The organism is Spirosoma harenae (assembly GCF_054776975.1).
Genome location: NZ_BAAHBD010000008.1, coordinates 883054 through 908862, shown reverse-complemented (window position 1 = coordinate 908862; position 25809 = coordinate 883054). Strand labels below are relative to the sequence as shown.

Genomic DNA, 25809 nt, shown 5'->3' with positions numbered 1-25809 from the left:
GACCTATTAACCAATACTGCCTTTGTCAAGTTATAAAGAATAACCATTCATAGCAATGAGTCATGGATAAGATAGATAAACGAAAGGTAGGAATTGGCGTTGCTGTAGTTGTCGGGTTGGTTATTCTATTTCTTGCCGGTAAATGGATGATTGAAAAAAAAGCTGCTAAAAAAGAGGCTGCCCGTCTGGAAGAGAAAAAAAAGCAGGAAGAGAAAATCACTCGCGAAGCGATACTTCGGTCAGCATTAGCGTTGCGACAACTGCGTCGGTATGCTGATTCGGTAGGCATTGATACAACTCGCTACCGGGTAGGTAAAAGTGGTGATAAAGCTGCGATTGATGCTAAGTTGGCCCAGTTATTATTGGAAGTCCGATACGGAAAAAAACCATCTCAACTGGAATTTAATGGCCTGAAAGAATCCGTTGACACAAGTTGGGCAACGAAGGTTGGTGTTGAGCAATTGACCAAAGCAGAAGCTTCCCTTTTATCGTTTGCGCCCTACAAACAATTGGTTGGCCATTACAATCGACTGCGGAAACGGGCTACTCCTTTAACCAGCGATTCATTGCGATTGATCCGACAGACGCTTAATTTTTATCGCTACATCAATCGATTCGATGCTGAACAGTTCGTTATTGTCAATATTCCATTAGGGGAATTGAACGTATTCGACCGAGCAGGAAAGCGCATGTTGCCTATGCAGGTAATTGCAGGGAAGCCTGATCGGCAAACGCCTTGCATGACGACCTACATCCAGAGTATTGTGGCGTATCCTTACTGGAATGTGCCGAATAATATTGCCTTGGAGGAGATAGTTCCTCATATTAAGCGGGATGTCGCGTATATGTACAATCAGAACTATCAGGTATTAGATGAAAAAGGCCATGAACTTAATCCAGAAGACATTGACTGGAAGGGGGTTTCGGAAACGAATTTTCCTTACCGTATTCGTCAGGCATCGGGTTGTGACAACTCGTTAGGACTCCTAAAATTTGAACTGGCGAATCCACTGGCCATTTATCTGCACGATACCAATGGTCGAGATCTATTCAAACTCACAACGGATCGATGGCGCAGCCACGGTTGTGTACGACTTCAGAAACCCGTTGAGTTAGCTAATCTGGTGCTGGGTTCTGAAACGTTCGATGCTGATTTTATGAAGAAATGTCTGGCCGATCAAAAGCCGAGAACCTTGCCAATTGCAAAACCATTCCCTGTGTTTATTACCTATAACATTGCAGATGTCGATGCAGCCGGGAAGCTTAGGTTTTACAAAGACATATACGGTTGGGACAAATAAGCCGACTGCTTCAGGTAGTCCTGATTGGGGGCATATACAAACAGACACGATCCGCCCTTAACAGCCTGAATAATCGCTTTTGAATCGGCATACGGAACCGCAGGGCAACCTTGACTACGACCTAACCGGCCCGTTTTGCGAATAATATCTTCACAAACGTAATCGGCACCGTGGAGGACAATGTTCCGATTATAAACATTATCATTAAAGCCTTTTTCCAGACCTTTCAACTGGAGCGAAAGGCCATGTTTGCCCATGTACGTGTTTAACGTTTGGTAAAACCCTAAACTCGTTTGAAAGGATGACTGCAGATTAGAGAACTGATTGGGCAACAAATCGCCGGAATTACGTCCGTGGGCAACGTAAGTATTAAAAAGGAGTTTCTTATTTAATAAATCGACCACATAAAGTCGTTTGCGGTTCGATGGCTGACTTAAGTCAACAATCGTGAGCATAGCTTTAGCGGTGTCTAGTTTCTGCCAGCCACGTAACGCATATTCAAATACTTCTTTTTGCAAACCGATCTGGCTCAGATTTAGCTGATCGTAAACCGCTAGATGGCCGAAGGAACTGATTTTTTTAGGTGCTGTTACCGTTTTAGGAGCTGCAGCAAGTATTTCGTTACGGGTGGCTTTGTATCCGGTGGTGACTAGATAAACAAGAACTAGCCCCATCAAAAGCAAAAGGATATTCTTCATACCGACAAGTACAAGTAATGGCGTTATGGTTGAATAAATAGGTATGAATTAAGAACAACCACAACCGTGGTTTAATTCGTTGAAGGTATTACTTTTTGGTTAAAAACGCAATATGACTGACTACGAACGGGTTGTCCGGACTGAGTTAACACGCTGGCAACGAGCGATGCAAAAGCCCCCTTCGGCTTTTGGGAAGCTTTCTACTTCTATACAGCGTCGCATCAACCGCATCATTCCAGATCGTGTACATGCAATTATTACCGCTACTATTAAGCAGATGACCCGTGCTGTGCTATTTGGTGCCGAGTTTCTAACCCGAACACCTGTAGCTGCTAATACCCTGCTTCAGCGGGATGCTGCCGTGGCCAGGCGGATCGAATTTTATAAAAAAACCAGTGCCGCCGAAGGGGGGGTAACGGGGGCAGGAGGCTTCTGGCTTAGTATGGCCGATTTTCCAATATTGCTGGGCCTGAAAATGAAAATGCTGTTCGAGATTGCCAGCTTATACGGTTTTTCGATAAACGATTACCGCGAACGGGTATATATATTGTATGTCTTTCAACTCGCTTTTTCAAGTCAGGAACGACGAAAAATTATTTACGACTACATGGCCAACTGGCCCGAGCACAGCAAGCAACTGCCCGAGGATATTAATCAGTTTGACTGGTTAACATTCCAACAGGAGTACCGCGATTATATTGATTTGGCAAAAATGGCGCAGTTGATTCCCGGCATTGGCGCTGCTGTAGGTATTGTCGTCAACTATCGGCTCGTCAATCAATTGGGTCGTACAGCGATGAATGCCTACCGAATGCGTTTGCTGGCCGAAAGCCAACCGGCACTATTGATAGAGTAGAGGAATAGTATGTATTAGATCGATTAGTTCACCCGTTTGTATTTCTCAATAATAATGTGGTCGATTCCAAGTTTCTCTACCTTTTCGACTCCTTTTTGAATTAATGAATCGCCTTTTATACTGATTTTGAAGTCGAACTTGTGATTCTCCCAAGCCTTGTCGCTAAAGTAGTCCAGATTTTCAGTGTATGTGCTGTCTACTAAGGTATATGTACCACCACCCGCGTTGAATCGAGTGCTGGAAGTATCTTTTGATGATTCCAGCGCGTGGTTGAGGAAAGCAAAGTGCGTATCGTTGATGATTTTTATCATTTTATGAGTCGGATCGAATGTAGAGACCGTCGAATCTTTTTCTGTGCTCGTTGCTGATACTAACTCCCAGGTTCCGACAATAGGAGAGTTTTTTGGTTTGGTTTCGCAGCCAGATAGCGAAAAAAGGGCAATACATAAACCAAGCGCAAGGCTGAATTTCATCGTGTAAGTGTTTAGCGTTATTAGAGCTGTGTAGTGCTGACCGACAAAGAAGAAAAGCAAAACAGAACTACTCAAATGGGAGTAAATCGGGCTCCAGATACGTTTTTTTCGCCAGGTCGTTCGTATAAATATCCAGCTGATAATGCTGCGCCATCAGTTCTTTGAATGCGAATTTCAGACGGGGAAACTGTTGAATAAAATCTGAAAAAGTATCCGTCTTCGATTTATTCATGAAATGATACACCGCTTTTATGGCTGCTATCGTCAGCGTTTTATTGTATTTGTCCCTGGCTCCTAAAGAATCAGTGTAAGCAATCAATTGCCGATTGAGGTTGTCGATAGTTTCATCCAAACCATAGTTTCGTAGATGTATCCAGGCCAGCCGCAAATGCGCTTCGTGCGAGAAAATACCCGGATTTAATTGACAGCTCTCGAACTGGCGTTCAAATTCAGTATCACTTAGGTCAAGGTGAGATTCCATAATCTACTATTAAGATGAATGATAGAATGCACTATTCTTTGATAGTCAGCGTCAGTAATTCCTGTAGATAGTTGCCCCAGATAGTCGGATTGGAGTGAGTGCCATGACCAGTCGTTTTATCCGAAATCGGAATGAGAATGTATCTACCTCGTTTCACATGCCCGATTTCATTTTCCATGATGTGAAGTTCAGGCGGATTGACCTGATCGTCGGCTGAGTTGATGGCGAATAAAGGAGCTTTTATTTTTGCCAGATGAGGAGCTGGATTGTATTCTCGCGAAGCATCGAACTGATAAATGAAATCGTTGGCATCCAGGGAGTTAAAATACCGCTCTTCCAGCAGTGCTAATGACGAATCGGCTTTTGATTTTGTAGGCGAGCCTTTTTGCATCTGTAGTGGACTGCTCGTCATAAAAACCATGGACGATATGGCACCCGTCAAACCTACTTTGGGCTGAGTAATATAATTCCCCACTTTCCATTCCGGGTCCATTTTGATCAGATCGATGGCCATCTTCCGCATCATCCGATTTCGTCCCGCAATTTCTACCGGAAGGCTCGCCAGTGGCATCAGCGCATCCATATAATCTGGATACGTATACCCCCATACCCACGCTTGCATGGCGCCCATCGATGTTCCTAAAATCAAACGCAAATGATTGACGCCCAGATGTTCAGTAAGCAACTGATAGTTGGCTTTTACCATATCGTCGTATGTGTATTTCGGAAATTTCATTCTTAAGCCATTGCTCGGCTTACTTGACTTTCCATGACCGACAGCATCAGGCAGAATGATATAGTATTTGGTAGCATCCAGCAGCTGGCCAGGATTGAATAGATTCCCGGCAAACAGATTATTCAGGAAACCACGGCCATTTCCGGTTGTACCGTGCATGATTAAGATGGCGTTGGTAACTATACCATTTTTGTCTTTTACCGGCTGACCGATGGTCGTGTAATGAATAGTAAGTTGAGGAAGTACGTCGCCTGTTACAAATTTGAAATTTTTGATGGTGTAATCAGCTTCGCTACCTATAGGGAATTTGGATTGGGTGTAGCCAGATAGGCTGATCAGGATAGCACTCCAGAACAGTACAAGTCGGTTCATTCGCTTAGTGAAAAGGTTTTAGCTTGAAGACGACTAAAATTAGGGCCTAATGGAGTGTAAAACAAACTGCCAAAACAGCTTTAGTTCATTGAAAAGTAATTTGAATATATGGTATCTGTCTCTACTGTTTTCAAGAATTTATTGTAGGCAATTTTGGCTTTCAAACGGTGATTCAAAACTTCGACATACAGAATTGGATAGGATTTGTATTTTTTTAAAAAGAAAAGCGCTTCTGAACGTACAACGGCATTATATAGTGTGGTATCATTAGAAGCTATAGATTGAATTTGATTTAGCCGCGGATAGTTTAGCGGACAAACTAAATGTTTTATTGTTCCATTTTTAGAAATAAATTCTCCTTCAATTTTTTCAGGTTGACCTTTGAACGCGTATATATTATTTGTTGTATAACTATAATTTCCTGATTTGCCAGGGTCTGTAAAAAAATTATATAAATGATTAACTTTACTTATTGAAAAAATTATTTGCATGACTACTTCAATATAATAAGAGTTATGCATAGGCCTTTCGGGGACGAGTTTAGACATCATACAAGCCTGAGTACTTAAAAACAACGAAATGAATAGTTTATAGCGCATAGTCGTAAGATGTTGAGGGTTTAACTACATTTTTTATATCCACGAAAATTAAGGGATACCATGATACTATATTTATTAAAATTAGCAATAATCCAAATGGTACGAGACCCATGAAGAGGCTAATCAATAGATGCATGGTAATAATTACGAGCAAGAGAAGCGTACGGAAATAAGGTATAAGAATAAATACGAAATATAACGTTTCGGCAAAAACAACTATGATACCTGAAAGTATGTAGAAAAAATAATGGATATCCTTTGGAAAATTTACTAACTGATAAGTTGGATCTGACAAACTTAGGAAAATGAACTCGCCATTAAACCATGAGTCCATTTGCATTTTTCCAAACCCAGCAGCAAAATAAGTTAAGGCAAGATAGATCTGTAGACCTCTTACACCAATTTTCTGTTGCTGTATAATTTGTGCATTCGCTGTTTTAGAAGATAGACTAAGGGAATAACCACTGGGAAAAACGCATAAAATAAGCAAGCATACACTTTGGTACAAGTCCACACCATATAAAAAGGGGTATAATTGAATAGAAAATAGTAGAAAGAAAATAAAGGCAATCGTTGCCGTGAGTCGTGTATATAGACCAAGCATCAGACACAATAAACTGAGCACATAAAAAACGGTGCTGATGGCTAAAAGGTAAGTATCACTAATTGAGAATAAACTACTTATCTTGAGCAAGTGTGGCTCAAACCAGAATGAATTAGCATTTGTAACCTCCCAGGTTACTATACCATTAGGTACTAAAAAAATTCTGTAGTCAATTAAAAAACAACCGAAATTTAGTAAGGAAAAAAGAGAAATTGCTATTCGAAAGTATTCAAATTGATGCTTAGCCTGGCCATAATCTAAGAAAATAAAAATATTCTCTTTTAAAATAAAAGTTAGTTTATTTTTCATGTTATTAATTTGAAAAACTTAAACCAGTTTTATTGCTAATACAAACTGGTTTAAGTGAATTAATCGTGTAGTGCCTATCGCGCGTTGAAAATTTTCTAAAGCCTTATTCTTATAGTATCTTGACAAAAATTGGCTAATAAAAGAATTGACTTTATGAAATTATCTGCCCGATACAATAGCTTCGAGCTGGCTAAATCGCTCTCCACCTAATTTTGATTTCATGGCATCTAATACTTTCTTCGACGTTGCCAATACCCATCCGCCATGAACTAAAATGTTGTTGGCTACACTACCTGGTGATTTTGAAATTCCACCACCTAATGCCCGGACATGACTTACTGAGGTTTTTGTCGCGATCGACAGTTCACCATTCGACGAAAAAATAGGCGTATAAGCTGAGCCTAGTATTTTCTTAATCTGACTTTGCTGATCCTTTGTGAAGGTAGGTGCAGATTGTGCATGTAGCGTTGTGCAAAGTGCAGTAAGTAAGCCTACCAATAAAAGTGATTTTTTCATGTTGTTTGTATTTTATTTAGATCGTCCTACTCTTTACAGGATTTTCGGTACCTCCTTTTTGAGTTAGTCGTAGCCGCTAGTATAATGGGAAACATTAATGTGCATTTTTTAGGAAAATTTCGGCTAAATGGAATGCTTACTCGATGAAAAACGAGTATAGTATATGCAAAACTGCCGTAGAGGATAAACGGGCCTTTTAACTTAAGGCAGAGGGTAAATAGGAAATTTCACCAAGCAGACTAGAACAGGTCTGTTGGAGAAGAAATTGGATCCTGAAGTCTTGAAAATTGATCTGTTATTTTTTAGGCTGTTCTATGCCAAGGAAACCTGATGTTGCGGATTGATAACCCATAATTTGACCGGTAATATCGCTGATGAGCTGTAATCCAGTGGTAGAATTGGTAAAATAGACCACGGCATCTTTTCGGGCGCGGTTAGCTGTTACGTAACATTTGAAAGCACCGTTGTCGCCCCAGTGCCAGAAATACGTATCGTCCGCAACTTTTTCCAGGCCAAATCCTAAACCCCAGAATAAATTAGTTGAAAGTAAATCGCCAGAGAAGCGAGTCGGGAGTTGGGTTTGCGGGCTAAGCATTTTATCAACGGTAGCTGATGTCAAACCCGTTGGTGTTAGAATGGCCTGTAGAAATCGGGCGTAGTCGTCAGCTGAGGTTTGTAATGAATAAGCCATGTTCGCGTGTTCGGGCTTATACTTCTCTCCAACGTTTCCCTGACCATAGTGAGGTAAAGCTACATGGTTGTCGAATGAGGCTTTCCAGACAAAACCGCTGTTAGTCATGCCTAGTGGTCTCAAAACTCGTTCCTCCATTAATTCATTGGTTGGCTTGCCTGTAATCTTTTCGACGACTTTTTGCAAATAGACAAAACCTTCACCCGAATAGCCGAATCGTTCGCCAGGCATACGGACCATCGCCAGTTCGGCAGATCGTCGGTTTTTGCGCCAGTTCGGAAAGCCGCTCCGATGACTTAGGACTAATCTGGCCGTAATTTTTTTATAACGTTCGTCGGAAGCTACATCTGGGTAGGGTAGGTATTCATACAACGGCTTATCTAAATCAAGCAACCCCTGTTCAACGAGTTGTAACACCGCATAGGCAAATACGGGTTTGGTAAGTGAAGCAGCTTCGAAAATTGTATTAGCAGTTACGTGCTGAGTTGAATCGTCACGGGTTAATCCATAGCCTTTGTGATAAACCAGCTTGTTTTGTCGGATAATCGCAATCGATAAACCAGGTATCGTATCTCGTTTCATCAACTGAGCGATAAAGGAATCAAACTGTTCGGGGTTTTGCTCAGGCAGTTTGGACTGGGCGAGAGCACAGGTGAGTTCAATCACGAAAGCCAGCAGAAACGCGATTCGAAAAGTAGATGTATCGAAGGCCATAATAAGCAGCAAAGTTTAGGTAAAGATGCAGGCAGAGATAGTGAAGTTGCGTTTATTCAGCAGACAAACTAAAAAGTATAAGCAAATTGGGTCAATACACTCAATTCGAAAGAATTATCATTGCTGTAGGCACTACCGATCTGGCCGAAACTATACGCCCAGACGGGTTGTGCAAGGATCGTATACCGATCAGTTAATTTGTAGCGCAGGCCTGCTCCCAGCATACTCAGGAAAATAGGCCGCGCTGGAGTTGTTAAGCGTAGATACTGCGTTGATTCGCCTGTACGCGTAACCACCACCCGCGATGTTATTGGCAAATCGGTAAACATGCCCAGCGAAAAATAAGGTGATAATCGACGCTTCGAGGAATAGTAATTCAAAAGAATCGGAATTCGGATAACTCGCTTGTGGAGGGCAACAGTTCCTTCGCCAGCCGTGGGTTGACGAGCCTGGCGAATGGATACTTGCTGGTACCAAACACCCGTCGAAAACGACCAGCCCGGCGCATAATTAGTAATAAAGGATAAGCCCGCTGTGTATCCGGTTGACCATCGAGGCCCATTGATGTATACGGGTTCTACAATCTGGCCGTCACTTTCGGGGTAAAAGTAGCGGAACTTATAGTTGGTATGTGAAAACGTTGGCGATAGCGTTGCCGACATCGCTAGTTTATGTTGCCCCTGCGTCCGTAAAATAGGAAGAGTAAAAACGAGAAAGAAAAGCCATAACGTCCTGTTCATAGAGAAACCAGCAGGTTCGAAGTGGAAAGATACATCGACAACCGGATTGACCGCTTAACTTAGCCGCAAAATTACCAATCCATTTGCCAAGCTCATGCTCTTTTTAGCCCTTAGCATCCTGCTTTCGGTGTTGCTGCTCTTGAACTTCCGTGTATTTCCGCGTTATGAAGTAGATACGTTTCAGGCGATTGTATTCAATTACCCTGTTTGTTTTCTAACGGGATTGGCCTTGTTGCCTGCCGGACAGTCCTTTACCATCGATTTCTCGCAACCCTGGACCTGGCTGGCATTTCTACTAGGCGTAGGGTTTATCATAACGTTTTTGTTATCAGGGGCTTCCACCCAACGTATGGGTATTACAGTTACATCATTGGCAAACAATTTATCGCTTGTTATTCCCGTATGTTTCAGCCTGTTTGTGTTTCAGACGGGGGGTAAAATCTTTGATACGCTTAATTATCTGGGTTTGATGTTGGCTGTGATTGCGGTTGGATTAAGTACCTACAAACCAGAGCCAACCAACACTAATTCGGAAATTCTATCTGGCAAATCACGAAGTAATGTACTTCTTCCTGTCGCTGTCTTTCTATTCTACGGAGCAACGAATACGATGATTAATTACATGAATCTGCGGTATATTCCCTCCGCTGATAAAACGGTTCAGGTAACACTGACAATGGTGATTGGTGCCATTGTAGCTGGTTTGGTAATGCTGATTATTCGAATCGTGCAGAGGAAAGAGACAATTAAGTCCCGAAATTTGATTGGTGCTGTAACACTGGGTATCCCCAATTTTCTGAGTTTCTACACGTTAGTGACGGCCTTGTCGGCTTTTGGTGGAAATGGCGCGTTTGTTTATCCGCTCTATAATATTGGCGTGATTCTGGTGGCTGCGCTGATGGCGGCTTTATTCTTTCGTGAAAAACTTTCTGTGGCTAATAAAATTGGTCTGGTGCTGGCCGTAGTGTCGATTGGACTGATTTCGTGGCAGGAATTGGTAGAAATACTGTAGGATAATCTTATCCAACAAATCTGGTAAATGACCTATGACCGTAAAATGGATTATCGGCTCGCTTATAGCCTTAACGGGGTTGAGTGCTTTTCTCAATCTTACTCCTAATCAACAGGAAGCCCAGCCCAAAGGCCGACCCAATATCATCTTTATTTTTTCGGATGATCACGCTTATCAGGCTATTAGCGCCTACGGAAGTAAATTAGCGAAAACACCCAATATTGACCGAATTGCGAATGAGGGCGCTATTCTGCATGCAAACGTTGTTACTAATTCCATTTGCGGGCCAAGCCGAGCGACGTTATTGACCGGAAAATTCAGCCACCTCAACGGCTACAAGCTAAATGAGAAGGTTTTTGATGTCAACCAGCCAGTGTTCACAGAAGAATTGCAAAAAAGTGGTTATCAGACGGCCTGGATTGGTAAAATGCACCTGGGCGCATTGCCAAATGGGTTCGATTACTTGAACGTGCTGCCGGGGCAGGGCGACTATTACAATCCGGATTTCGTAAATGGCAAAAAAGATACGGTTCGCTATCTCGGTTATGTCAGTAATGTCATTACGAAACTGTCGCTGGATTGGCTGAATCAGCGTGACGCGTCGAAACCGTTTTTTCTGGTTGTAGGCCACAAAGCAACACACCGCGAATGGCTGCCTGATTTACCCGATTTAGGCGCTTATGATAAAGTGAAATTTCCGCTCCCCGCAACCTTCTATGATGACTATGCCGGACGTGAAGCGGCTAAAGATCAGGACATGACCATCGACAAAACGATGCGCTTGAAAGAAGATTTGAAAGTGCATGCCGACTATGTAAAAAGTGGTATTTATAATCGCTTTACGCCGGGTCAGAAAAAAGAATTTTATGCCTATTACGAAAATAAAGTCAGTAAAGAATTTGATGCGCTAAAGCTTTCCGGTAAAGCTCTGGTGGAGTGGAAATACCAACGGTATCTGCGGGATTATCTGGCAACGGCGAACGCACTGGATCGTAATATTGGTAAACTACTCAACTATTTAGATGCTACAGGATTGGCAAAAAATACGGTAATAGTTTATGCATCTGATCAGGGCTTTTATATGGGCGAACATGGCTGGTTCGATAAGCGATTTATTTATGAAGAATCGTTAAGAACGCCGTTTGTCGTCAGATATCCGGGTGTGATTAAACCCCATACCGAAATCAATGAATTGGTTTCCAATATCGATTGGGCACCTACGTTGTTAAATCTAACAGGTACAGACGTTCCTAAAGAGATGCAGGGAGAATCGTTTGTACCTTTGTTGAAAGGTCAAAAAATTCCCTGGCGTAAGGAAGCTTATTATCATTATTACGAATATCCCGTTCCGCACCACGTTTATCCGCATCTGGGACTTCGTACGCAACAATACACGCTGGTTCGCTTCTATGGCCCTAAAGATTTCTGGGAGTTGTACGATCTGAAAAAAGATCCGAATCAAGTGCGAAATCTCTATGGTCAGAAAGGATACGAAGCCATAACCGCTGATCTGAAAACGAAACTGAAGGAGCAAATACAGAAATACAAGGACGATGAAGCTCTTAAAATTGTGGAAAGTACAACTCCTTAATTTAGTAGGAGCTTTATTGATTAGTAGTGTTTTTAGTTGTCAATCGAGTGATAAAACGGCCGGAAAACAGGCCGAAACCACTCCAGATTCGGGCGCAAACTGTGTTGCCAAAGGAATGCCTTCGCGGGCAGCTGCGATTCGTCAATCGGCTGCTGGCGCTGGATCGGGTGGGGGAGATACGACCAGTATGGTTTGGATTCCGGGCGGTAATTTCCTGATGGGGGCCGATGAATTTGTTGATGCACGACCCGTTCACCCGGTTACTGTAAATGGGTTCTGGATGGACGATCACGAAGTGACGAATACTGAATTTGCCCGTTTTGTGGCAGCAACAGGCTATAAAACCATTGCCGAGCGACCACTAAATCCAACCGATTATCCGGGCGTACCGAAAGAACAACTCGTACCAGGTTCGGCTGTTTTTACGCCACCAGCTCAAAAGGTATCGTTGACGAATCCATTGCAATGGTGGGAGTACGTCAAAGGCGCTAGCTGGAATCATCCCAAAGGACCATCAACTACGCTCAAAGGGCATGAAAATGAACCCGTTGTTCATGTGAGCTATGATGATGCAATGGCTTATGCCAAATGGGCTGGAAAACGCTTGCCTACTGAAGCCGAGTGGGAGTTTGCTGCACAAGGTGGTAAAGGAACTCGCACATATTATTGGGGAAACGAATTGAAACCTAAAGGGAAATGGGTCGCTAATATTTATCAGGGGAGTTTTCCGGATCATAATGCGGCTGAAGATGGGTTTGCGGGCGTTGCTCCGGTAAAGTCATTTCCTCCGAATCCGTATGGTTTATACGATATGGATGGCAATGTATGGGAGTGGTGCCAGGATTTTTACCGGCCAGATTACTACATGAAATCGGCTAAAAACAATCCACAAGGCCCGTCGGATAGCTACGACCCTGAAGAACCCGGAGCCGTAAAGCGAGTGCAGCGTGGAGGGTCTTTTCTATGCAGCGACGACTATTGTATTCGCTATAAAGCAGGCAGTCGTGGGAAAGGTGAAGTGAGTAGTGGTAGCAATAATCTAGGCTTTCGCTGCGTGCGCGACAGGTAAATTGACCACTATGTAGGTCTTGTTCAAACACCTGAAATCCACCAGAATTTAGTATCTTTGTGGTTCAATCTGAACGGAAAATCAATTTATGCTTTCTGTACAAAACGTCTCACTACGCTATGGTAAGCGGGTGCTCTTCGACGATGTCAATATAAAATTTACTCCCGGCAACTGTTATGGCGTGATCGGCGCTAACGGTGCCGGAAAATCAACGTTTCTGAAAATCTTATCGGGCGAAATTGAACCGCAAACAGGAGGTGTATCAATCACGCCCGGCGAGAGGATGTCTGTTCTGAACCAGAATCAATCGGCCTACGATGAGTTTCCGGTACTGCAAACGGTTATTATGGGTAACAAACGCCTGTATGATATCATGCAGGAAAAAGATACCCTTTACGCAAAGACGGACTTTACGGATGCCGACGGCGAACGGGCGGCTGATTTGGAAGCTGAATTTGCCGAAATGAACGGCTGGGATGCTGATTCGGATGCGGCTTCGCTGCTTTCGGGACTGGGTATTAAAGAGGATATGCACTATGCACAAATGACGGATCTGAATGGTTCGGAGAAAGTGCGGGTGCTGCTGGCGCAGGCTTTATTTGGTAATCCAGATATTCTGCTGCTTGACGAGCCGACCAACAATCTTGATGTAGAATCCAGCATCTGGCTCGAAAACTTCCTGGCGAATTTCGATAATACTGTAATCGTCGTATCACACGACCGGCACTTCCTGGATCAGGTTTGTACGCAGATCGTTGATATTGATTTTAGTAAGGTAAAGCTATTTGCGGGTAACTACACATTCTGGTATGAATCAAGCCAGTTGGCCTTAAAACAACGGCAGGATCAGAATAAGAAAACGGAAGATAAACGGAAAGAATTGGAAGAATTCATTCGGCGCTTTTCGGCCAATGCGTCCAAATCGAAACAGGCTACCAGCCGGGCGAAATTGCTTGAAAAACTTACGATTGATGATATTCAGCCTTCGTCCCGGAAATATCCGTATGTCAATTTCAAACCGGAACGTGAGCCTGGCGACCAGATTCTGACGGTTGAAAATTTGACTTATACGGCCGAAGACGGTACGAAATTGTTTGAAAATCTGTCGTTTACTGTTAATCGAAAAGATAAAATTTTCCTATACAGCCGCGATGGATTGGCTGTTTCAGCGTTGATGGATATTCTGGCAGATCAGCGTAAAGCGGACTCAGGAACGTTCAAATGGGGAATTACAATCACCATGTCGTATTTCCCGACCGATGCTGAAAAAGACAAGTTCTTCCAGACCGATTTGAGTTTGGTCGATTGGTTACGACAGTATTCGACAGAGAAAGACGAAAGTTTTATTCGCGGATTTCTGGGTCGGATGCTATTCTCCGGCGAAGAATCATTGAAGAAAGCAACCGTGTTGAGTGGGGGTGAAAAAGTCCGGTGTATGCTCTCGAAAATGATGCTATCGGGCGCTAACGTCCTGCTACTCGATGAGCCAACAAACCACCTTGATCTGGAATCTATCGAGTCGCTTAATAACGGGTTGATCGACTTTAAAGGTCCGATTTTATTTACTTCGCACGACCACCAGTTTGTGCAGACCATTGCCAACCGTATAATCGAAATTACACCGAACGGCATCATCGATAAACTAATGACTTACGATGAGTTCATCAGTGATGCGCGCGTGAAACAACAACGCGAGGAATTGTACGAAGCGGTAGCGTAATTAAACCAACTTATTTAGTGAAAAAGGGTATCAGGTTATTTCACCTGATACCCTTTTGTTTTAGACGTTCTTCTGGGCAAACTTATGCCGGATTAAGCAGCCGATATAGCAGTTCAATACCAATACCCGCTGTCAGCAAGCGTTCTTTTTTATTCTATAGTAATTGCTGTGTCCAATCTACGAAACCACCATCGCCAATATCAATTGTTTGCCCATTCAGCGTAATGAGCATTTTGTATTGTAATCCCTTGTAATAATTATTGTCGTTAGGCTCTTCTCGGACAACGTCAACAGATAGATTCGGAGATTGCTGATAGAGATAATCGCCTAGTTTACTGACGAAATCAATAGGATCAGGGTAGCCTTTACGAGGGTATAGTTTAAACAATAGACTATCGATATGAAGCGCATCCCGAAAGAAAGCTGTCATCATCGTGAGTTGATCGCGAAGTGCGTCTCTCTCGAATTGATAATTTCCAAGATCGCGACCTGCTGTTACGAAACAGGCGATTTTGAAGTGTGGTCGAAAACCCGGAAGATTCGGTACTGGTGGTGTTCGAAGGTGACGATGTACGGTACTAAAACGAAGGAAATCAGTTGATAAACTACCTTTTCGACTGCGTTTAAGATCCGCAACGTGAAGAGCCAGTGAATTCGTCGCGTCGGCCATAACCTCCATTTGGCGAGTGGCTGAGAGGATTTTATTTTGATCGGCCGTGGCGACAACGGAACAACTTCCCAGAGGGGCGACTGGCGATAATTCAATCGGAGTGAAGCCGAATTTGCTGAAAACTGTCAGAGCTTCTGTCTCCAGCAACCGTAATCCTGATGCATCAATATCGGCTGGTTTTACAAATCGATTAGTTTGATAGGCTCTTAGAAGATCGGCAGGGAATTGTTGAGCGGTTTTCTGGCTGAATACATCTAACAATAGAGAAGTCAGTTCAGAGCCTGTTAACTGATTGGTGAGGATGTCAATCAAATCAGGCTGACCGATTCGCTCCGCTATCTTCTTACCGATCATAAACCGAATTAGTTAGCTGTAAAACCAACCTTTACGTGCGAACCGTCACAATAGGGTTTATTGCTACTGGCACCGCATCGACAGAACGCAGTGACGTTATTTTTCTGAGTTTCATTGCCACTCGCATCTTTTACACGAAGATTGCCATAAACGAGTAATGGACCATTCGGCAGCGGCTCTACGATACTTTCGGCCTGAATATCAGAAGGCTTAATCGACTCTTCGTTTCGGAAATAACTTAATGCTTTCGACGGGCAACGATCAACCTGCTCGGTGATTCGTTCGGTACTCGCCCCATCAATAGCAATCCAGGGGCGTTTTCGCGGATTAAAAACTTCGGTCAACTGCGTCCAGCAGAGTTTGGAATGAATACACACCGCTGGTTTCCAGACGACCGTAATTTCACCGTTGGTGTATGTTTTCGTAATATCAGGAGCTGGTTTATGGTCAGACGGATTCATAATTGTATTCAGGTTTATTTACCCCAATTCGACGGATTTTGTCGCCAGGCGGCTAATGATTCCATCGCACTGGCTGGGATATAATCGAGTATTTGTGCTTCCGTTACGAGGGCATCGTAATTACTTAAACAGACTAAAGGAACTTGTTTACTAGCGAAATTATGATCTGCCAGAGGAAATCCGTAGGTAAAGATGGCGGCCATCCCCAATACATCAGCGCCTGCTGTGCGCAAGGCATCAACTACTTTTAATGAGCTACCGCCCGTCGAAATCAAGTCTTCAATTACCACCACACGTTGACTCGCTGCCAGATGACCTTCAATTTGCTTGCCCATACCATGCGCTTTGGGCTCTGGACGAACGTAACAATAAGGGAGATTCAGCGCATCGGCAACGAGTGCTCCTTGGGGAATACCTGCCGTAGCAACACCGGCAATAACTTCAACATCAGGGAATTGTTGACTAATAGCGTCTGCTAATGCGTTTTTGATATACCTACGTACCTCAGGATGGGCCAGTGTTACGCGATTGTCACAATAAATAGGCGATTTCCAGCCAGAACTCCAGGTAAAAGGTTGATCAGGTTGAAGTCGTACTGCCTGTACTTCAAGCAGATAACGTGCTACAGTTTGTGAGATAGACGATGTCGTTGCCGATTGGCTGGTTTCCATTCCTATTATTCTTTGTTAACGTGAACTTTGACTGTATCGATTCGGGTGCCATCCATTGAGACAATGGTAAAGGTGAAGGGCGAAAACTCAATTGTTTGTCCCACCTGGGGAACGTCCTCATGTGTTGCCAGAATGAGGCCTCCAAGTGTATCATAACTACCTTCGGGTATATTCCATCCGTACGTTTCATTCAGATTGTCAATCTCATGGCGGGCACTTAATAACCAGGTCGACTCATCAAGTTTTTGCTCAATCCAATCTTCGTTGGTATCGTATTCATCCTGAATCTCGCCAAAAATCTGCTCGACCATATCTTCAATGCTCACAATACCGGCTGTACCACCAAACTCATCGACGACTAAAGCCAGACTTTTCCGCTCGGCCAAAAAGCGAAGAAATAAATCCTGAGCGGGCATGGTTTGGGGAACGGTAATAATTGGCGTAATAATTTCAGCAACCGTAGCTGGCTTTTTGAATAGAGCGAGCGCATGGCAATAGCCAATAACATCGTCGATTGTGTCGCGATACACAAGAATTTTTGAGTGACCGCTATCCTGAAAAGCCTGCCTTAATTCTTCGACTGAATCATCTACATCAATGGCCGTAATTTCAGTGCGAGGCACCAGACAATCACGTACACGTACATCCCTAAACTCGATGGCATTGTTGAAAATTTCGGTATCTACCTCTACTTCCTTCTCCGTATCAGCTTTCTGGTTTAGTTGCTGAAGGTATTGATTCAAGTCTGTCAGACCAAAAACAGGTCGGATTTCTGGATTGCGCTTACCTAAAATGTAGCGAATAAAAAATCGAGCCGTTCCAACCAGTACCCGCACAATAGGGGCAATGGCTTTGTAAATCACCCAAAGTGGTACGGCTAATCCTTCCAGAAATCGGTCAGGGTGGATCAGGGCGAGACTTTTGGGAATGTAATCCGCGAAAGGCAGAAAAATTACCGTTAGGATAACCGTTTCAATAGCAATGACCGCAAACTCATGAGTTGCCCACGATTGAGGTAACACAATCAGTAGTAGCGGGTTCAGGGCCATGACGCCTAGTACTGTATAAAGTACCAGAAAAAGCGTATTGCCAGTCAGGGTTGTGCCAACAAACAGAATTGGATTCTTGAGAAAGCCTGATACTAACTTCTCTCCTAATGGGCCTTGCTTACTGTGTAGTTCAAAATACAATCGGTTTACCGATACATACGCCATTTCGACAGCCGAAAAAAAACCGGCCAGCACCAGGGCGAGTAAGGCTCCGAATAAAAGGACGTAAGACTCCATAGTTTAGAGGTGAGTGATAAGAGATGAGTGATGAGTTTGCTGTCGCCAACATATACTCAGTTCGGCAGCAAACTCATCACTCATTGTTCATCACTTTTTACTCATTTTTTCTTCTTCTTCCGGTCTTCTACCATTTGTTTAATGGTGGGGGAGACTGTTTTTTCACGGTCGAGCCGTTTGTTTTTAACATATTGAAAGGCCAGCAAAAAGCCCAGGCAGAGCATAAGTAGCCAGTAGCTCTCGGCAAATGTTGTGCGCTGATACTCAGCAATCCAGAGAATCAGGAAACCGGCAGCTGCCGAAAGCATCAATATTTCAGAGAGTTTCAGTTTCATAAAAAGTAGTCAATAGTGGATAGTTCGTAGTCGTCAGTTGCCAGACGTAATAAAATACTATCGACTGTTGACTGACAGCTATTGACTCTTATCGACTTAGTCTGAATTCCCGGTAGCGCCGGACGGTTGCCAGTGCAAACCCTAATACAACGATCAATGTACCAATCCAGAGAACGTTAATAAGGGGTTTTTCAAAGGCTTTCATCACGATGTAATCGCGCTGGGTTCGGTTTACGGCGAAGGTGAATTTCCCTGTACGTGGATCGATTTCATTTAATTGAATACGCACACCTAATTCATCGCTCGTTTCGGCAGGATGAGCCACCATCCGGTCTTTAATAATGAAAGCAGGGTTTAGCGTATGCTCCCCGTTTTTGTCGAGTACGCGAACCCGGGCCCGAACGGCAGCATCTGTTTGCCCTATTTCGACCCCTTCCACTTCATTCGTTCGTGTGACATCGTCCAGAATGGCTACGTAATCGTTGAGGAAAAATGTGTCTTTGATAGCAACCGAATATGTTTCTGTTTTTTCCCACTGCTCCTCAGCCATTGGATCGGGGGCCGTAGCTACATACGTGTAGATGTCGCGTGGTAAGGAACGACTAATATCAGGCGATAGCACTACACCCATACGTGCGTTGACCTGCAAACGTGGGTACAGTGTAAAAATCTGTCCGTTCGGCTCACGGTATTCAACGCCATAATGCACATTCTCAGGATATAAAGCCAGTGTATCCCCTTTCTTATGATAGACCTTACCATCCTGCGTAATGTCGCGCTTGGCAATACCGTGGAAATCACCTTCGATTACCGATACATCGTTGCGAGGGATATAACCCGGAACGTCGCGAACCTCCACAAACTGACCGCGATAGGTTAGTTGGTATTTATCCATCCGCTCGGGCTGATTGAGCCAAAGCAGTACGTTCTCTTTATTTTCTTTATTGTCGTTCTTTGTAAAGTCGTCCGTCTTCGAAATCATCAGCCCGCTATTATTCAGCGAAATGACCCGTGAATAACCTGCCGAATACAAAATGCCGATAAGCATCAATGCCATACCGATGTGAGCGATAGCACCGCCAGTCAGCCGATAATTTCCGCGAATGATACCCAGCAGAATGGTACCATTGGTCATCAGTGCAAATACCGATGCAACCAGCAAGGCCATGTATGTTGGATTCTTAAGCGAACCAAACGCAATGATAGCGGCACTAACAAGTAATGTTAAAATGGCAGGTGTAATAAGGGCATCCCATTTTTTGTTCTCAATTTTCCGCCACCACATAAACTGACCAATACCGGTCAACAGGGCAATGGCGGCAAAAAACCAGGTTTGGAATTTGCCATAATGAGCCATCTGGTCGGTCGGTAGGGCGAGATTCGAAATTTTACCGAACGATTCCAGTATTTTATTATAAACCGGAATCGACGTAGTGGCAATGACCTGGAAAGCCGACAGACACAGTACCGTAGCGCCAATAAATAGCCAGAATTCTCGAGTATAAACCGATGCTTCTTTTTCGTCGCTTGGAATGAATTTCCATTTGTTGGCAGCCAGCAAGATGGCTAATACGACAAACACCAGTAGATAAATTAATAACTGACCGGATAAGCCCAAATCCGTAAACGAGTGTACCGAAGCATTTCCGAGAATACCACTGCGAGTCAGAAAGGTAGCATACAGCACAAGTAAGAACGTGCCGATAGTCAGTATAATTGCTGATTTGAGACCTGTTGAACTACGTTTAGCAATCAGCATAGTGTGTAAGGCACCGACCATTACCAGCCACGGAACATATACGGCATTTTCTACTGGGTCCCAGTTCCAGTACCCACCAAAATTAAGCGTTTCGTAAGCCCAGTAACCACCCATCATGATTCCGACGCCTAGGATCAGGGCTCCAAAAAGTGTCCACGGAAGCGCAGGGCGAATCCATTCTGTGGGTTGATTACGCCAGAGTCCGGCTATACAGAACGCAAACGGAACCAGGGTAAGTGCAAAGCCAAGGAACAAAGTTGGGGGGTGAATTACCATCCAGTAATTCTGGAGTAAGGGATTCAAGCCGTTACCATCTTTCGGAATAAAATTGGGATCTGTCGCAAAAATGGGCGCATCGGGCATCGCTTCTTTTAATAACAGGAAAGGCGACGATCCTATTTTGAATGTATCGCCAAAAACGACTCCCAGAATCATTGATGCCAGAAAAGCCTGCACCAAGGCGAAAATAGCCATCATAGGAGCTTCCCATCGGCTACCGCTGGTTGGTATCAGGATAGCACCCAATGCTGCATTCCAGAATAGCCAAAGTAGAAATGATCCTTCCTGGCTTTCCCAGAAACAGGCAATCATGTACTTAATCGGCAATGCTCGCGACGAGTGGCTCCACGCGTAATGGTATTCGAAATAATGATTGAAAATGATGTAGAACAGGCAGCTTGATACGCCTACAATGGCAGCTCCATGTACATAGAAAGCCCATCGTGCCAGTGTTCGCCACTCATCGCGGGCGGGTGGTGCCGAAGCAACCGATTTGTTTTTTCGTTTGGCCGTTTTCCCTCCAAAACTCGCCTTCCCCTCTGCTGCTTCTCCGGCATAGGCTAACTGGGGCTCTTCAACTGGCTCGACCTGAACCGTTGTTTGACGACCCAGTGCCGATAAAAAATAACCGATTGTAGCGACTAGAGCGGTCACAAACGATAAGATAACAAAAAAATGGCCGAGTTGCCCGACAGTTGTATGTATCATAGGTGAAAGAGTGAAATCGGACCGCCGATGCGGAGTGAAAGAGTGAAAAACGCTCAGAGTACATGTCCACTCTTTTGCTCTTTTATAGTTGAGCTGTTTTAGCCTCGTGTTCGGTGGTTTCGAGTTTGCCGTCCTGATATTTTGAAGGACATTTCAGCAGAATTTTGTTGCATTGAAAATGGTCGCCCTGCATTTTGCCGATAATCACAATTTGCTCCGACCGTTCGAAATCCTGTGGTTTAGGACTATTATACACTACTTTCTGCAATCGGTTGTCCGTATCGACGAGTGAAAACTCAAAATGATTTGGGTCGATGGCGGGATTATAGAACATGTCTACGATCTGACCTTGGGCATTTTTTTTGAGTTTGCCGACTACGTGAATCGAATTGGCGTCACCATCCTTAGCCATTTGTTCGGCTTTCGTGAAAGTCGTATAAACGCTAGCATCGCCAGCGGTACTAGCGATAATTCCAATCGCAACAGCGATAATAATGATGCCGATAATGTGAGAGATTTTCATAGTAATAATTGGTTGTCAATCAACAATAAGCTGTTCTAGAATTATCGACTATTGACTAACGATTTTTCTTTTACTTCTTTTTCTATCTTCCCGATTTGTCGGTCAAGACGTACCAGATAAAGAATAATACCGAGAAACACGGCTGCAATAACGGCTACCACGACCCATATTTTGCCATCAGCCCGAAGCCTGTCGGCCATTTCAACCCCGGCTGATACAGGTTGTTGAGCCAAAACGTGTTGGCTAAGCAGGAGTAATGCAGCCAGCGGAGCTTTCGACAAAAGAGATAAGCGCATTTGAATTAAAAAGAGTTGTAACGATAACGTAAAAATAGATTGAATCATTCCGGGACTTTAAATGACTTTAGTCATCTAAAGCGGCTTTCACTCGGCCCATCCGTACCCGTAATTCGGTAATCCAAACGCCCAGTAATGTAAAACCAATAACGGCCGGGTAGAACACCATACGCATAGCATTGTTCATATCATACTTGCCAAACGCCGGATTACCTCCATTACCTGGGTGCAGCGAATCGGTCAAACGTGGGAGTACGAAAATGAGCGGGATAAATACAGCAAAAGCGAAAATATTATAAATCGCCGAAATGCGAGCGCGTCGTTGTTCATCATCAAACGAACCACGCAGAATCAGATAAGCCATATACATGAGCATACCTACGGCTACACTATTAAGCTTTGGGTCATTTGGCCAAGGTTCACCCCAAGTAAAGTTAGCCCAGATAGAACCCGTTGCACAACCCAGAAGGCCAAATAGAATAGCTGTATTCGTGAACTCTACGGCAACTAAATCATCGTCAGAGCGCCCGCTACGTAAGTAACGGATGGAATAAACCGCTGATGTAAGCAAAAGCAGTAGCATCCCAAACCAGAGTGGTACGTGGAAATATACATTCCTGATGCTCTCATTCAGAATAGGCTGACGAGGCACTACACCAAGCAGACCTTTTAGTAGTACGTAGGTTAAAATTAAGACCGCCAGGGCCTTCCACCAGTTCTTTTTCATTGTTTAAACAAAATTCAACTCCGCCATAAAAACGGGAATAACAACCACGACAGTGTTATCACAATCGCATCAATTGAGAGTATTGTTCCGATTTCGCTCCAACTACTGCCTCGATCAAGACCGTCCATGGCATTTTTTGAAACTTTCAATAACATCAATAACAAAGGTAGAATCGCAGGGAAACTCAAAATGGCCATTAACGTAGCCGGATTTTCGGCTTTGCTGGCTATTCCTGATACGAGCGTTAGTGATGCCGCAAACCCAATAGCCCCGAGCACAAGTACCAGCAAGTAAAGCAGTAAATCGTTGACCGGATTTCCGAGAACAAATGCATATACACTAAAGCCTAAAAGCGCCAGTACCAGCATTAATACCGTGTTATACAGGATTTTCGACAGAATAATCTGTTGTGGGCTAACCAATGTGTAATAGTATAATTGACGACTCGCACGTTCCTGCACGAAGCTTTTGGCAACGGCGTTGATGGCGGTAAAAAGCTGGATAATCCAGAATAGTGTATTCCAGACGATGGGTGATAATTGGCCGCGCCGGGTATTAAAACTTAGGTAGCAGACAAATACGGCTCCAACAATGTATAATAACATACCGTTGAGCGCATAGCGTTGACGCCACTCTAGCAGAAATTCCTTCCGCATCAATGCGCTCATCTGCCGTACCGATTCTGCCATTATAATTCGTTTAATGCTGCAAATTTACATCAGCCGAAGGAAAGGACGAAAGGAAACCACAAAAGGATGGAGTTCAAACCCGAGTTCCGTCGGTTTATCCTACTTTTGTTAGCTCATGGATTACGTCTCTATTCTTACACTCTGCGGGTTTTCATTTCTGGCGGGATTCATTGATGCAATTATTGGCGGTGGTGGATTGATTCAAACACCAGCAATTTTATTTACACTGCCTCAATACCCGGTTCCACTATTGATCGGTACTACCAAAATTCCGTCATTATCTGGGAGCCTGATGGGAGCTTTTCAATATAGTCGACGGGTTGCTGTAAAAGGTCGATTCATTGGCCCAATGATGGCTATAGCCTTTGGAGCTTCCTGGCTGGGCGCGTTAACGCTTACGCATGTACCGAACAGTTTTATGAAACCGCTCGCGTTTGTGATTCTGCTTGCGGTGTTTATATACACAATCACTAAAAAAGACTTTGGCCAGGTAACGCAACGTCTTGTTACCGAGCAGCAGCAGCGTGTGCGTATGTGGGGGATGGGAGCCATAATTGGTTTTTATGATGGCTTTTTTGGGCCAGGAACGGGCAGCTTTCTAGTACTAGGCTTTATTGCGCTGATTAACTTCGATTTTTTAAAAGCTAGCGCCCACGCCAAATTAGTGAATGCGTCAACGAATCTGGCGTGTACGCTTTTCTTTGCCAGTAAAGGGTTAATTCTTTATTCAGTTGCTTTTCCGATGGCGATTGCCAATTTATCAGGGGCGTTTCTAGGTGCACGACTTGCTATTTTGAAAGGCAATAAATTCATTCGGGTTTTCTTTCTTATGCTTATTGCCGCAACTATTTTACGATTTGCCTGGGATTTATTTTTTAGCGCCTGACCCATGGCAAATCAGCTTCTGCCCTAGTAAGTCTGAGCCTTACCAGCCTCAATAGGATAGAATGAACAAAAAGAGTACTTTTATACATCACATCGTTTCCTTACTCAGCTGTGTCGGATATACTTGACTTTAATCCTAAAGACGATTCAGTCTTTCCCGTTCGGTTCACTCGTTTATACATGACGATGTTTATTATTCTGGCTGTACTGTTAACAGTAGGGCTGGCATTAACCCAATGGCGATTTGGTGTTGTTGACGAAGAAATGAGTATTGTGCGCTATACAGCACTCCAACGTCACCAAAGTCAGCAGATTGTGAAGCTTGTGTTGCAGATAACCGATGCAAGCGAGCAGGAAAGCTTCGAAGAAAATGTAGCCGAACTACGAAAACTATTTCCTGTTTTTGAGCGATATCACCTACAAACCAGAGAAGGGCGTACGGATAATCCCGAGGTGAAAATTGCTTATCCAGATACTGTTAGGCGGTTGTACGTAGCTATACGCCCCCAATTTGAAGCGTTTCAGCAAAGTGCTAATCGAATGATGGCGCTGAAACGGTTTGATGAGGTTCGGCAACCGGATGTGCAGGCTAATTTGCGGATTATGCTGGCCAACGAAAAGCCATTTCTGGAGAAAATTGATGGGATCGTAGTGGTCTGTAATGGTGATTTAAGGGCCAAATTAGCCTCATTGCGATCCATTGAGTTTTACTCTTATATTGTAACCTTAATCACGCTGATTGCCATCGGGTTACTTATTTTCAGACCCGCAACTCGCAAACTTCGACAGACATTCGCTCAGTTGGTTGAGGCCGAAAGTCAGACAGCAGCCGCGAACAAAAAACTGCTCAGTGCTAACAAATCCCTGAAAGAAACACGTCAGAAACTCTTTGAAGCGACGAAGCAGCAGTATGAGCAACAGATTGACGATCAGAAGCTTCGAACGTCCTATTTAATTGCTGGACAGGAAGAGGAACGTAAGCGACTATCGCGTGAACTGCATGATGGGCTTGGGCAAATGCTTACGGCTATTAAACTGCAGATTGAAGGGCTTGATGCAACTTTAGCGAGAACGGTTGTTGGTGAACAGGACAGAGCACCTGTTTATTCTAAAAACCTAAAAACGTTAAAAAGCCTGGTCACACAAACCATTCAAGAGACTAGAACAATATCTAATAACTTGATGCCCACTGTATTAAGTGATTTCGGGATTGTGCCTGCCATTAAAATGCTCGCAGAACAAGACCGAAGTGAAACAATCGATGTTACCTTTAAAACAAACCTGACACCTGATATGCCTCGACTCGATAAGAACATTGAAATCATGTTGTATCGAGTTACGCAGGAAGCCGTCAGTAATGCCGTCAGACATGCTAAACCATCACATGTTCATGTCGAACTAAAAGACCGTGGAAATACTTTACAATTAGTAGTACGCGATGATGGACAAGGATTTAAGGTTCCCCCGGCGGATCAGCCAAATGAATTAATGAAACCAAAGCCGGAAGTGAAGGGAGAAGGAAAGCGATCAGGACGTCCACCATCACAGGGGCTACATAATATTCAGGAACGCACCAAATTGGTTAATGGTAAATTGAAAATTACATCCACACCCGGAAAAGGCACTAAATTACAGATAAGCATACCCTATCAAACGCATTTTGCTCTACATGACACCTACTAAA

Annotated in this window: 27 protein-coding genes; 8 read left to right on the top strand and 19 right to left on the bottom strand. The window is 43.8% G+C overall.

Annotated features, from left to right (window positions below; genetic code table 11):
• The first annotated feature begins 62 nt into the window (after nt 1-62).
• Nucleotides 63-1301, top strand: a complete 1239-nt coding sequence (locus ACYVE4_RS12175; RefSeq protein ID WP_461040166.1) for a L,D-transpeptidase family protein — start codon at nt 63-65, stop codon at nt 1299-1301.
• Here ACYVE4_RS12175 and ACYVE4_RS12170 read toward each other — a convergent pair.
• The gene (locus ACYVE4_RS12170; protein WP_461040164.1) at nt 1271-1999 is read right to left on the bottom strand and encodes a murein L,D-transpeptidase catalytic domain family protein; all 729 of its coding nucleotides are present in this window, start codon (nt 1997-1999) and stop codon (nt 1271-1273) included. The two genes, ACYVE4_RS12175 and ACYVE4_RS12170, sit on opposite strands and share 31 nt — an antisense overlap.
• Nucleotides 2000-2111: 112 nt before the next feature.
• Between ACYVE4_RS12170 and ACYVE4_RS12165 the strand changes: the two genes are divergently transcribed.
• Entirely contained in the window at nt 2112-2855 is a 744-nt protein-coding gene (locus ACYVE4_RS12165) for an EcsC family protein (RefSeq protein WP_461040163.1), read from the top strand.
• A 23-nt stretch (nt 2856-2878) separates the two neighbouring features.
• Here the strand turns inward: ACYVE4_RS12165 and ACYVE4_RS12160 are convergent, their stop codons facing one another.
• The 8 genes from ACYVE4_RS12160 to ACYVE4_RS12125 form a co-directional block, all read right to left on the bottom strand.
• Nucleotides 2879-3328 (bottom strand): hypothetical protein, encoded by a 450-nt coding sequence (locus ACYVE4_RS12160; RefSeq protein WP_461040161.1) that lies wholly within the window; start codon nt 3326-3328, stop codon nt 2879-2881.
• 67 nt (nt 3329-3395) lie between these two features.
• Nucleotides 3396-3809, bottom strand: a complete 414-nt coding sequence (locus tag ACYVE4_RS12155; RefSeq protein WP_461040159.1) for a hypothetical protein — start codon at nt 3807-3809, stop codon at nt 3396-3398.
• Between the two features lie 31 nt (nt 3810-3840).
• The gene (locus ACYVE4_RS12150) at nt 3841-4917 is read right to left on the bottom strand and encodes an alpha/beta fold hydrolase (protein ID WP_461040157.1); all 1077 of its coding nucleotides are present in this window, start codon (nt 4915-4917) and stop codon (nt 3841-3843) included.
• An 80-nt stretch (nt 4918-4997) separates the two neighbouring features.
• The gene (locus tag ACYVE4_RS12145) at nt 4998-5516 is read right to left on the bottom strand and encodes a hypothetical protein (RefSeq protein ID WP_461040156.1); all 519 of its coding nucleotides are present in this window, start codon (nt 5514-5516) and stop codon (nt 4998-5000) included.
• A complete protein-coding gene (locus ACYVE4_RS12140; protein WP_461040154.1) occupies nt 5506-6429 on the bottom strand; it encodes a hypothetical protein in 924 nt (307 codons plus the stop codon). The genes ACYVE4_RS12145 and ACYVE4_RS12140 overlap by 11 nt, the downstream gene beginning before the upstream one ends.
• A gap of 159 nt (nt 6430-6588) precedes the next feature.
• A complete protein-coding gene (locus tag ACYVE4_RS12135; protein WP_461040153.1) occupies nt 6589-6945 on the bottom strand; it encodes a hypothetical protein in 357 nt (118 codons plus the stop codon).
• 295 nt (nt 6946-7240) lie between these two features.
• Complete coding sequence (locus ACYVE4_RS12130; protein ID WP_461040152.1) at nt 7241-8350, bottom strand: serine hydrolase domain-containing protein; 1110 nt, start codon at nt 8348-8350, stop codon at nt 7241-7243.
• A 68-nt stretch (nt 8351-8418) separates the two neighbouring features.
• Nucleotides 8419-9090: an outer membrane beta-barrel protein gene (locus ACYVE4_RS12125; RefSeq protein WP_461040150.1), complete on the bottom strand. Its 672-nt coding sequence runs from the start codon at nt 9088-9090 to the stop codon at nt 8419-8421.
• Between the two features lie 94 nt (nt 9091-9184).
• Between ACYVE4_RS12125 and ACYVE4_RS12120 the strand changes: the two genes are divergently transcribed.
• From ACYVE4_RS12120 to ACYVE4_RS12105, 4 genes are all read left to right on the top strand, one after another.
• On the top strand, nt 9185-10102 hold the full coding sequence (locus tag ACYVE4_RS12120; protein ID WP_461040149.1) for an EamA/RhaT family transporter: 918 nt from the start codon (nt 9185-9187) through the stop codon (nt 10100-10102).
• A 34-nt stretch (nt 10103-10136) separates the two neighbouring features.
• Nucleotides 10137-11693: a sulfatase family protein gene (locus ACYVE4_RS12115; protein WP_461040148.1), complete on the top strand. Its 1557-nt coding sequence runs from the start codon at nt 10137-10139 to the stop codon at nt 11691-11693.
• Between the two features lie 115 nt (nt 11694-11808).
• Nucleotides 11809-12762, top strand: a complete 954-nt coding sequence (locus ACYVE4_RS12110; RefSeq protein ID WP_461040389.1) for a formylglycine-generating enzyme family protein — start codon at nt 11809-11811, stop codon at nt 12760-12762.
• Between the two features lie 88 nt (nt 12763-12850).
• Nucleotides 12851-14482, top strand: a complete 1632-nt coding sequence (locus ACYVE4_RS12105) for an ABC-F family ATP-binding cassette domain-containing protein (protein WP_461040147.1) — start codon at nt 12851-12853, stop codon at nt 14480-14482.
• 154 nt (nt 14483-14636) lie between these two features.
• Here the strand turns inward: ACYVE4_RS12105 and ACYVE4_RS12100 are convergent, their stop codons facing one another.
• The 10 genes from ACYVE4_RS12100 to ACYVE4_RS12055 form a co-directional block, all read right to left on the bottom strand.
• Nucleotides 14637-15506, bottom strand: coding sequence for a hypothetical protein (locus ACYVE4_RS12100; RefSeq protein ID WP_461040145.1), 870 nt, complete (start codon nt 15504-15506; stop codon nt 14637-14639).
• Nucleotides 15507-15514: 8 nt separating this feature from the next.
• On the bottom strand, nt 15515-15967 hold the full coding sequence (locus ACYVE4_RS12095; RefSeq protein WP_461040144.1) for a (4Fe-4S)-binding protein: 453 nt from the start codon (nt 15965-15967) through the stop codon (nt 15515-15517).
• Nucleotides 15968-15981: 14 nt separating this feature from the next.
• Nucleotides 15982-16638 carry an orotate phosphoribosyltransferase gene (gene pyrE, locus ACYVE4_RS12090; RefSeq protein WP_461040143.1) on the bottom strand — a complete coding sequence of 219 codons (657 nt, stop codon included), beginning with the start codon at nt 16636-16638 and terminating at the stop codon, nt 15982-15984.
• Between the two features lie 5 nt (nt 16639-16643).
• Nucleotides 16644-17924 (bottom strand): hemolysin family protein, encoded by a 1281-nt coding sequence (locus ACYVE4_RS12085; protein WP_461040142.1) that lies wholly within the window; start codon nt 17922-17924, stop codon nt 16644-16646.
• Between the two features lie 101 nt (nt 17925-18025).
• Complete coding sequence (locus tag ACYVE4_RS12080) at nt 18026-18259, bottom strand: hypothetical protein (RefSeq protein WP_461040141.1); 234 nt, start codon at nt 18257-18259, stop codon at nt 18026-18028.
• 88 nt (nt 18260-18347) lie between these two features.
• Nucleotides 18348-21005 carry a cytochrome c biogenesis protein CcsA gene (ccsA, locus tag ACYVE4_RS12075; RefSeq protein ID WP_461040139.1) on the bottom strand — a complete coding sequence of 886 codons (2658 nt, stop codon included), beginning with the start codon at nt 21003-21005 and terminating at the stop codon, nt 18348-18350.
• Nucleotides 21006-21087: 82 nt separating this feature from the next.
• Complete coding sequence (locus tag ACYVE4_RS12070) at nt 21088-21528, bottom strand: cytochrome c maturation protein CcmE domain-containing protein (RefSeq protein WP_461040137.1); 441 nt, start codon at nt 21526-21528, stop codon at nt 21088-21090.
• A 41-nt stretch (nt 21529-21569) separates the two neighbouring features.
• On the bottom strand, nt 21570-21824 hold the full coding sequence (locus tag ACYVE4_RS12065) for a CcmD family protein (RefSeq protein ID WP_461040136.1): 255 nt from the start codon (nt 21822-21824) through the stop codon (nt 21570-21572).
• A gap of 67 nt (nt 21825-21891) precedes the next feature.
• Nucleotides 21892-22551 carry a cytochrome c biogenesis protein CcsA gene (gene ccsA / locus ACYVE4_RS12060; protein ID WP_461040134.1) on the bottom strand — a complete coding sequence of 220 codons (660 nt, stop codon included), beginning with the start codon at nt 22549-22551 and terminating at the stop codon, nt 21892-21894.
• Nucleotides 22552-22565: 14 nt separating this feature from the next.
• Nucleotides 22566-23240, bottom strand: coding sequence for a heme exporter protein CcmB (locus ACYVE4_RS12055; protein WP_461040132.1), 675 nt, complete (start codon nt 23238-23240; stop codon nt 22566-22568).
• A gap of 115 nt (nt 23241-23355) precedes the next feature.
• Here ACYVE4_RS12055 and ACYVE4_RS12050 point away from each other — a divergent pair, with 115 nt between their 5' ends.
• Together ACYVE4_RS12050 and ACYVE4_RS12045 are read left to right on the top strand one after the other, a co-directional pair.
• Complete coding sequence (locus tag ACYVE4_RS12050) at nt 23356-24126, top strand: sulfite exporter TauE/SafE family protein (RefSeq protein WP_461040131.1); 771 nt, start codon at nt 23356-23358, stop codon at nt 24124-24126.
• Nucleotides 24127-24236: 110 nt separating this feature from the next.
• Nucleotides 24237-25808, top strand: coding sequence for a sensor histidine kinase (locus tag ACYVE4_RS12045; protein ID WP_461040129.1), 1572 nt, complete (start codon nt 24237-24239; stop codon nt 25806-25808).
• The last annotated feature ends 1 nt before the right edge of the window (nt 25809 follow it).

What these genes read in the sequence shown, in the direction of transcription:
- ACYVE4_RS12150 (WP_461040157.1), bottom strand. Translation starts at nt 4,917, where the DNA reads ATGAACCGACTTGTACTGTTCTGGAGTGCTATCCTGATCAGCCTATCT.
- ACYVE4_RS12070 (WP_461040137.1), bottom strand. Translation starts at nt 21,528, where the DNA reads ATGAAAATCTCTCACATTATCGGCATCATTATTATCGCTGTTGCGATT.
- ACYVE4_RS12125 (WP_461040150.1), bottom strand. Translation starts at nt 9,090, where the DNA reads ATGAACAGGACGTTATGGCTTTTCTTTCTCGTTTTTACTCTTCCTATT.
- ACYVE4_RS12115 (WP_461040148.1), top strand. Translation starts at nt 10,137, where the DNA reads ATGACCGTAAAATGGATTATCGGCTCGCTTATAGCCTTAACGGGGTTG.
- ACYVE4_RS12110 (WP_461040389.1), top strand. Translation starts at nt 11,809, where the DNA reads ATGCCTTCGCGGGCAGCTGCGATTCGTCAATCGGCTGCTGGCGCTGGA.
- ACYVE4_RS12100 (WP_461040145.1), bottom strand. Translation starts at nt 15,506, where the DNA reads ATGATCGGTAAGAAGATAGCGGAGCGAATCGGTCAGCCTGATTTGATT.
- ACYVE4_RS12130 (WP_461040152.1), bottom strand. Translation starts at nt 8,350, where the DNA reads ATGGCCTTCGATACATCTACTTTTCGAATCGCGTTTCTGCTGGCTTTC.
- ccsA (WP_461040139.1), bottom strand. Translation starts at nt 21,005, where the DNA reads ATGATACATACAACTGTCGGGCAACTCGGCCATTTTTTTGTTATCTTA.
- ACYVE4_RS12140 (WP_461040154.1), bottom strand. Translation starts at nt 6,429, where the DNA reads ATGAAAAATAAACTAACTTTTATTTTAAAAGAGAATATTTTTATTTTC.
- ACYVE4_RS12120 (WP_461040149.1), top strand. Translation starts at nt 9,185, where the DNA reads ATGCTCTTTTTAGCCCTTAGCATCCTGCTTTCGGTGTTGCTGCTCTTG.
- ACYVE4_RS12160 (WP_461040161.1), bottom strand. Translation starts at nt 3,328, where the DNA reads ATGAAATTCAGCCTTGCGCTTGGTTTATGTATTGCCCTTTTTTCGCTA.
- ACYVE4_RS12175 (WP_461040166.1), top strand. Translation starts at nt 63, where the DNA reads ATGGATAAGATAGATAAACGAAAGGTAGGAATTGGCGTTGCTGTAGTT.
- ACYVE4_RS12105 (WP_461040147.1), top strand. Translation starts at nt 12,851, where the DNA reads ATGCTTTCTGTACAAAACGTCTCACTACGCTATGGTAAGCGGGTGCTC.
- ACYVE4_RS12095 (WP_461040144.1), bottom strand. Translation starts at nt 15,967, where the DNA reads ATGAATCCGTCTGACCATAAACCAGCTCCTGATATTACGAAAACATAC.
- ACYVE4_RS12050 (WP_461040131.1), top strand. Translation starts at nt 23,356, where the DNA reads ATGGATTACGTCTCTATTCTTACACTCTGCGGGTTTTCATTTCTGGCG.
- ACYVE4_RS12065 (WP_461040136.1), bottom strand. Translation starts at nt 21,824, where the DNA reads ATGCGCTTATCTCTTTTGTCGAAAGCTCCGCTGGCTGCATTACTCCTG.
- ccsA (WP_461040134.1), bottom strand. Translation starts at nt 22,551, where the DNA reads ATGAAAAAGAACTGGTGGAAGGCCCTGGCGGTCTTAATTTTAACCTAC.
- ACYVE4_RS12135 (WP_461040153.1), bottom strand. Translation starts at nt 6,945, where the DNA reads ATGAAAAAATCACTTTTATTGGTAGGCTTACTTACTGCACTTTGCACA.
- ACYVE4_RS12170 (WP_461040164.1), bottom strand. Translation starts at nt 1,999, where the DNA reads ATGAAGAATATCCTTTTGCTTTTGATGGGGCTAGTTCTTGTTTATCTA.
- ACYVE4_RS12165 (WP_461040163.1), top strand. Translation starts at nt 2,112, where the DNA reads ATGACTGACTACGAACGGGTTGTCCGGACTGAGTTAACACGCTGGCAA.
- ACYVE4_RS12080 (WP_461040141.1), bottom strand. Translation starts at nt 18,259, where the DNA reads ATGAAACTGAAACTCTCTGAAATATTGATGCTTTCGGCAGCTGCCGGT.
- ACYVE4_RS12145 (WP_461040156.1), bottom strand. Translation starts at nt 5,516, where the DNA reads ATGCGCTATAAACTATTCATTTCGTTGTTTTTAAGTACTCAGGCTTGT.
- ACYVE4_RS12085 (WP_461040142.1), bottom strand. Translation starts at nt 17,924, where the DNA reads ATGGAGTCTTACGTCCTTTTATTCGGAGCCTTACTCGCCCTGGTGCTG.
- ACYVE4_RS12055 (WP_461040132.1), bottom strand. Translation starts at nt 23,240, where the DNA reads ATGGCAGAATCGGTACGGCAGATGAGCGCATTGATGCGGAAGGAATTT.
- ACYVE4_RS12155 (WP_461040159.1), bottom strand. Translation starts at nt 3,809, where the DNA reads ATGGAATCTCACCTTGACCTAAGTGATACTGAATTTGAACGCCAGTTC.
- pyrE (WP_461040143.1), bottom strand. Translation starts at nt 16,638, where the DNA reads ATGGAAACCAGCCAATCGGCAACGACATCGTCTATCTCACAAACTGTA.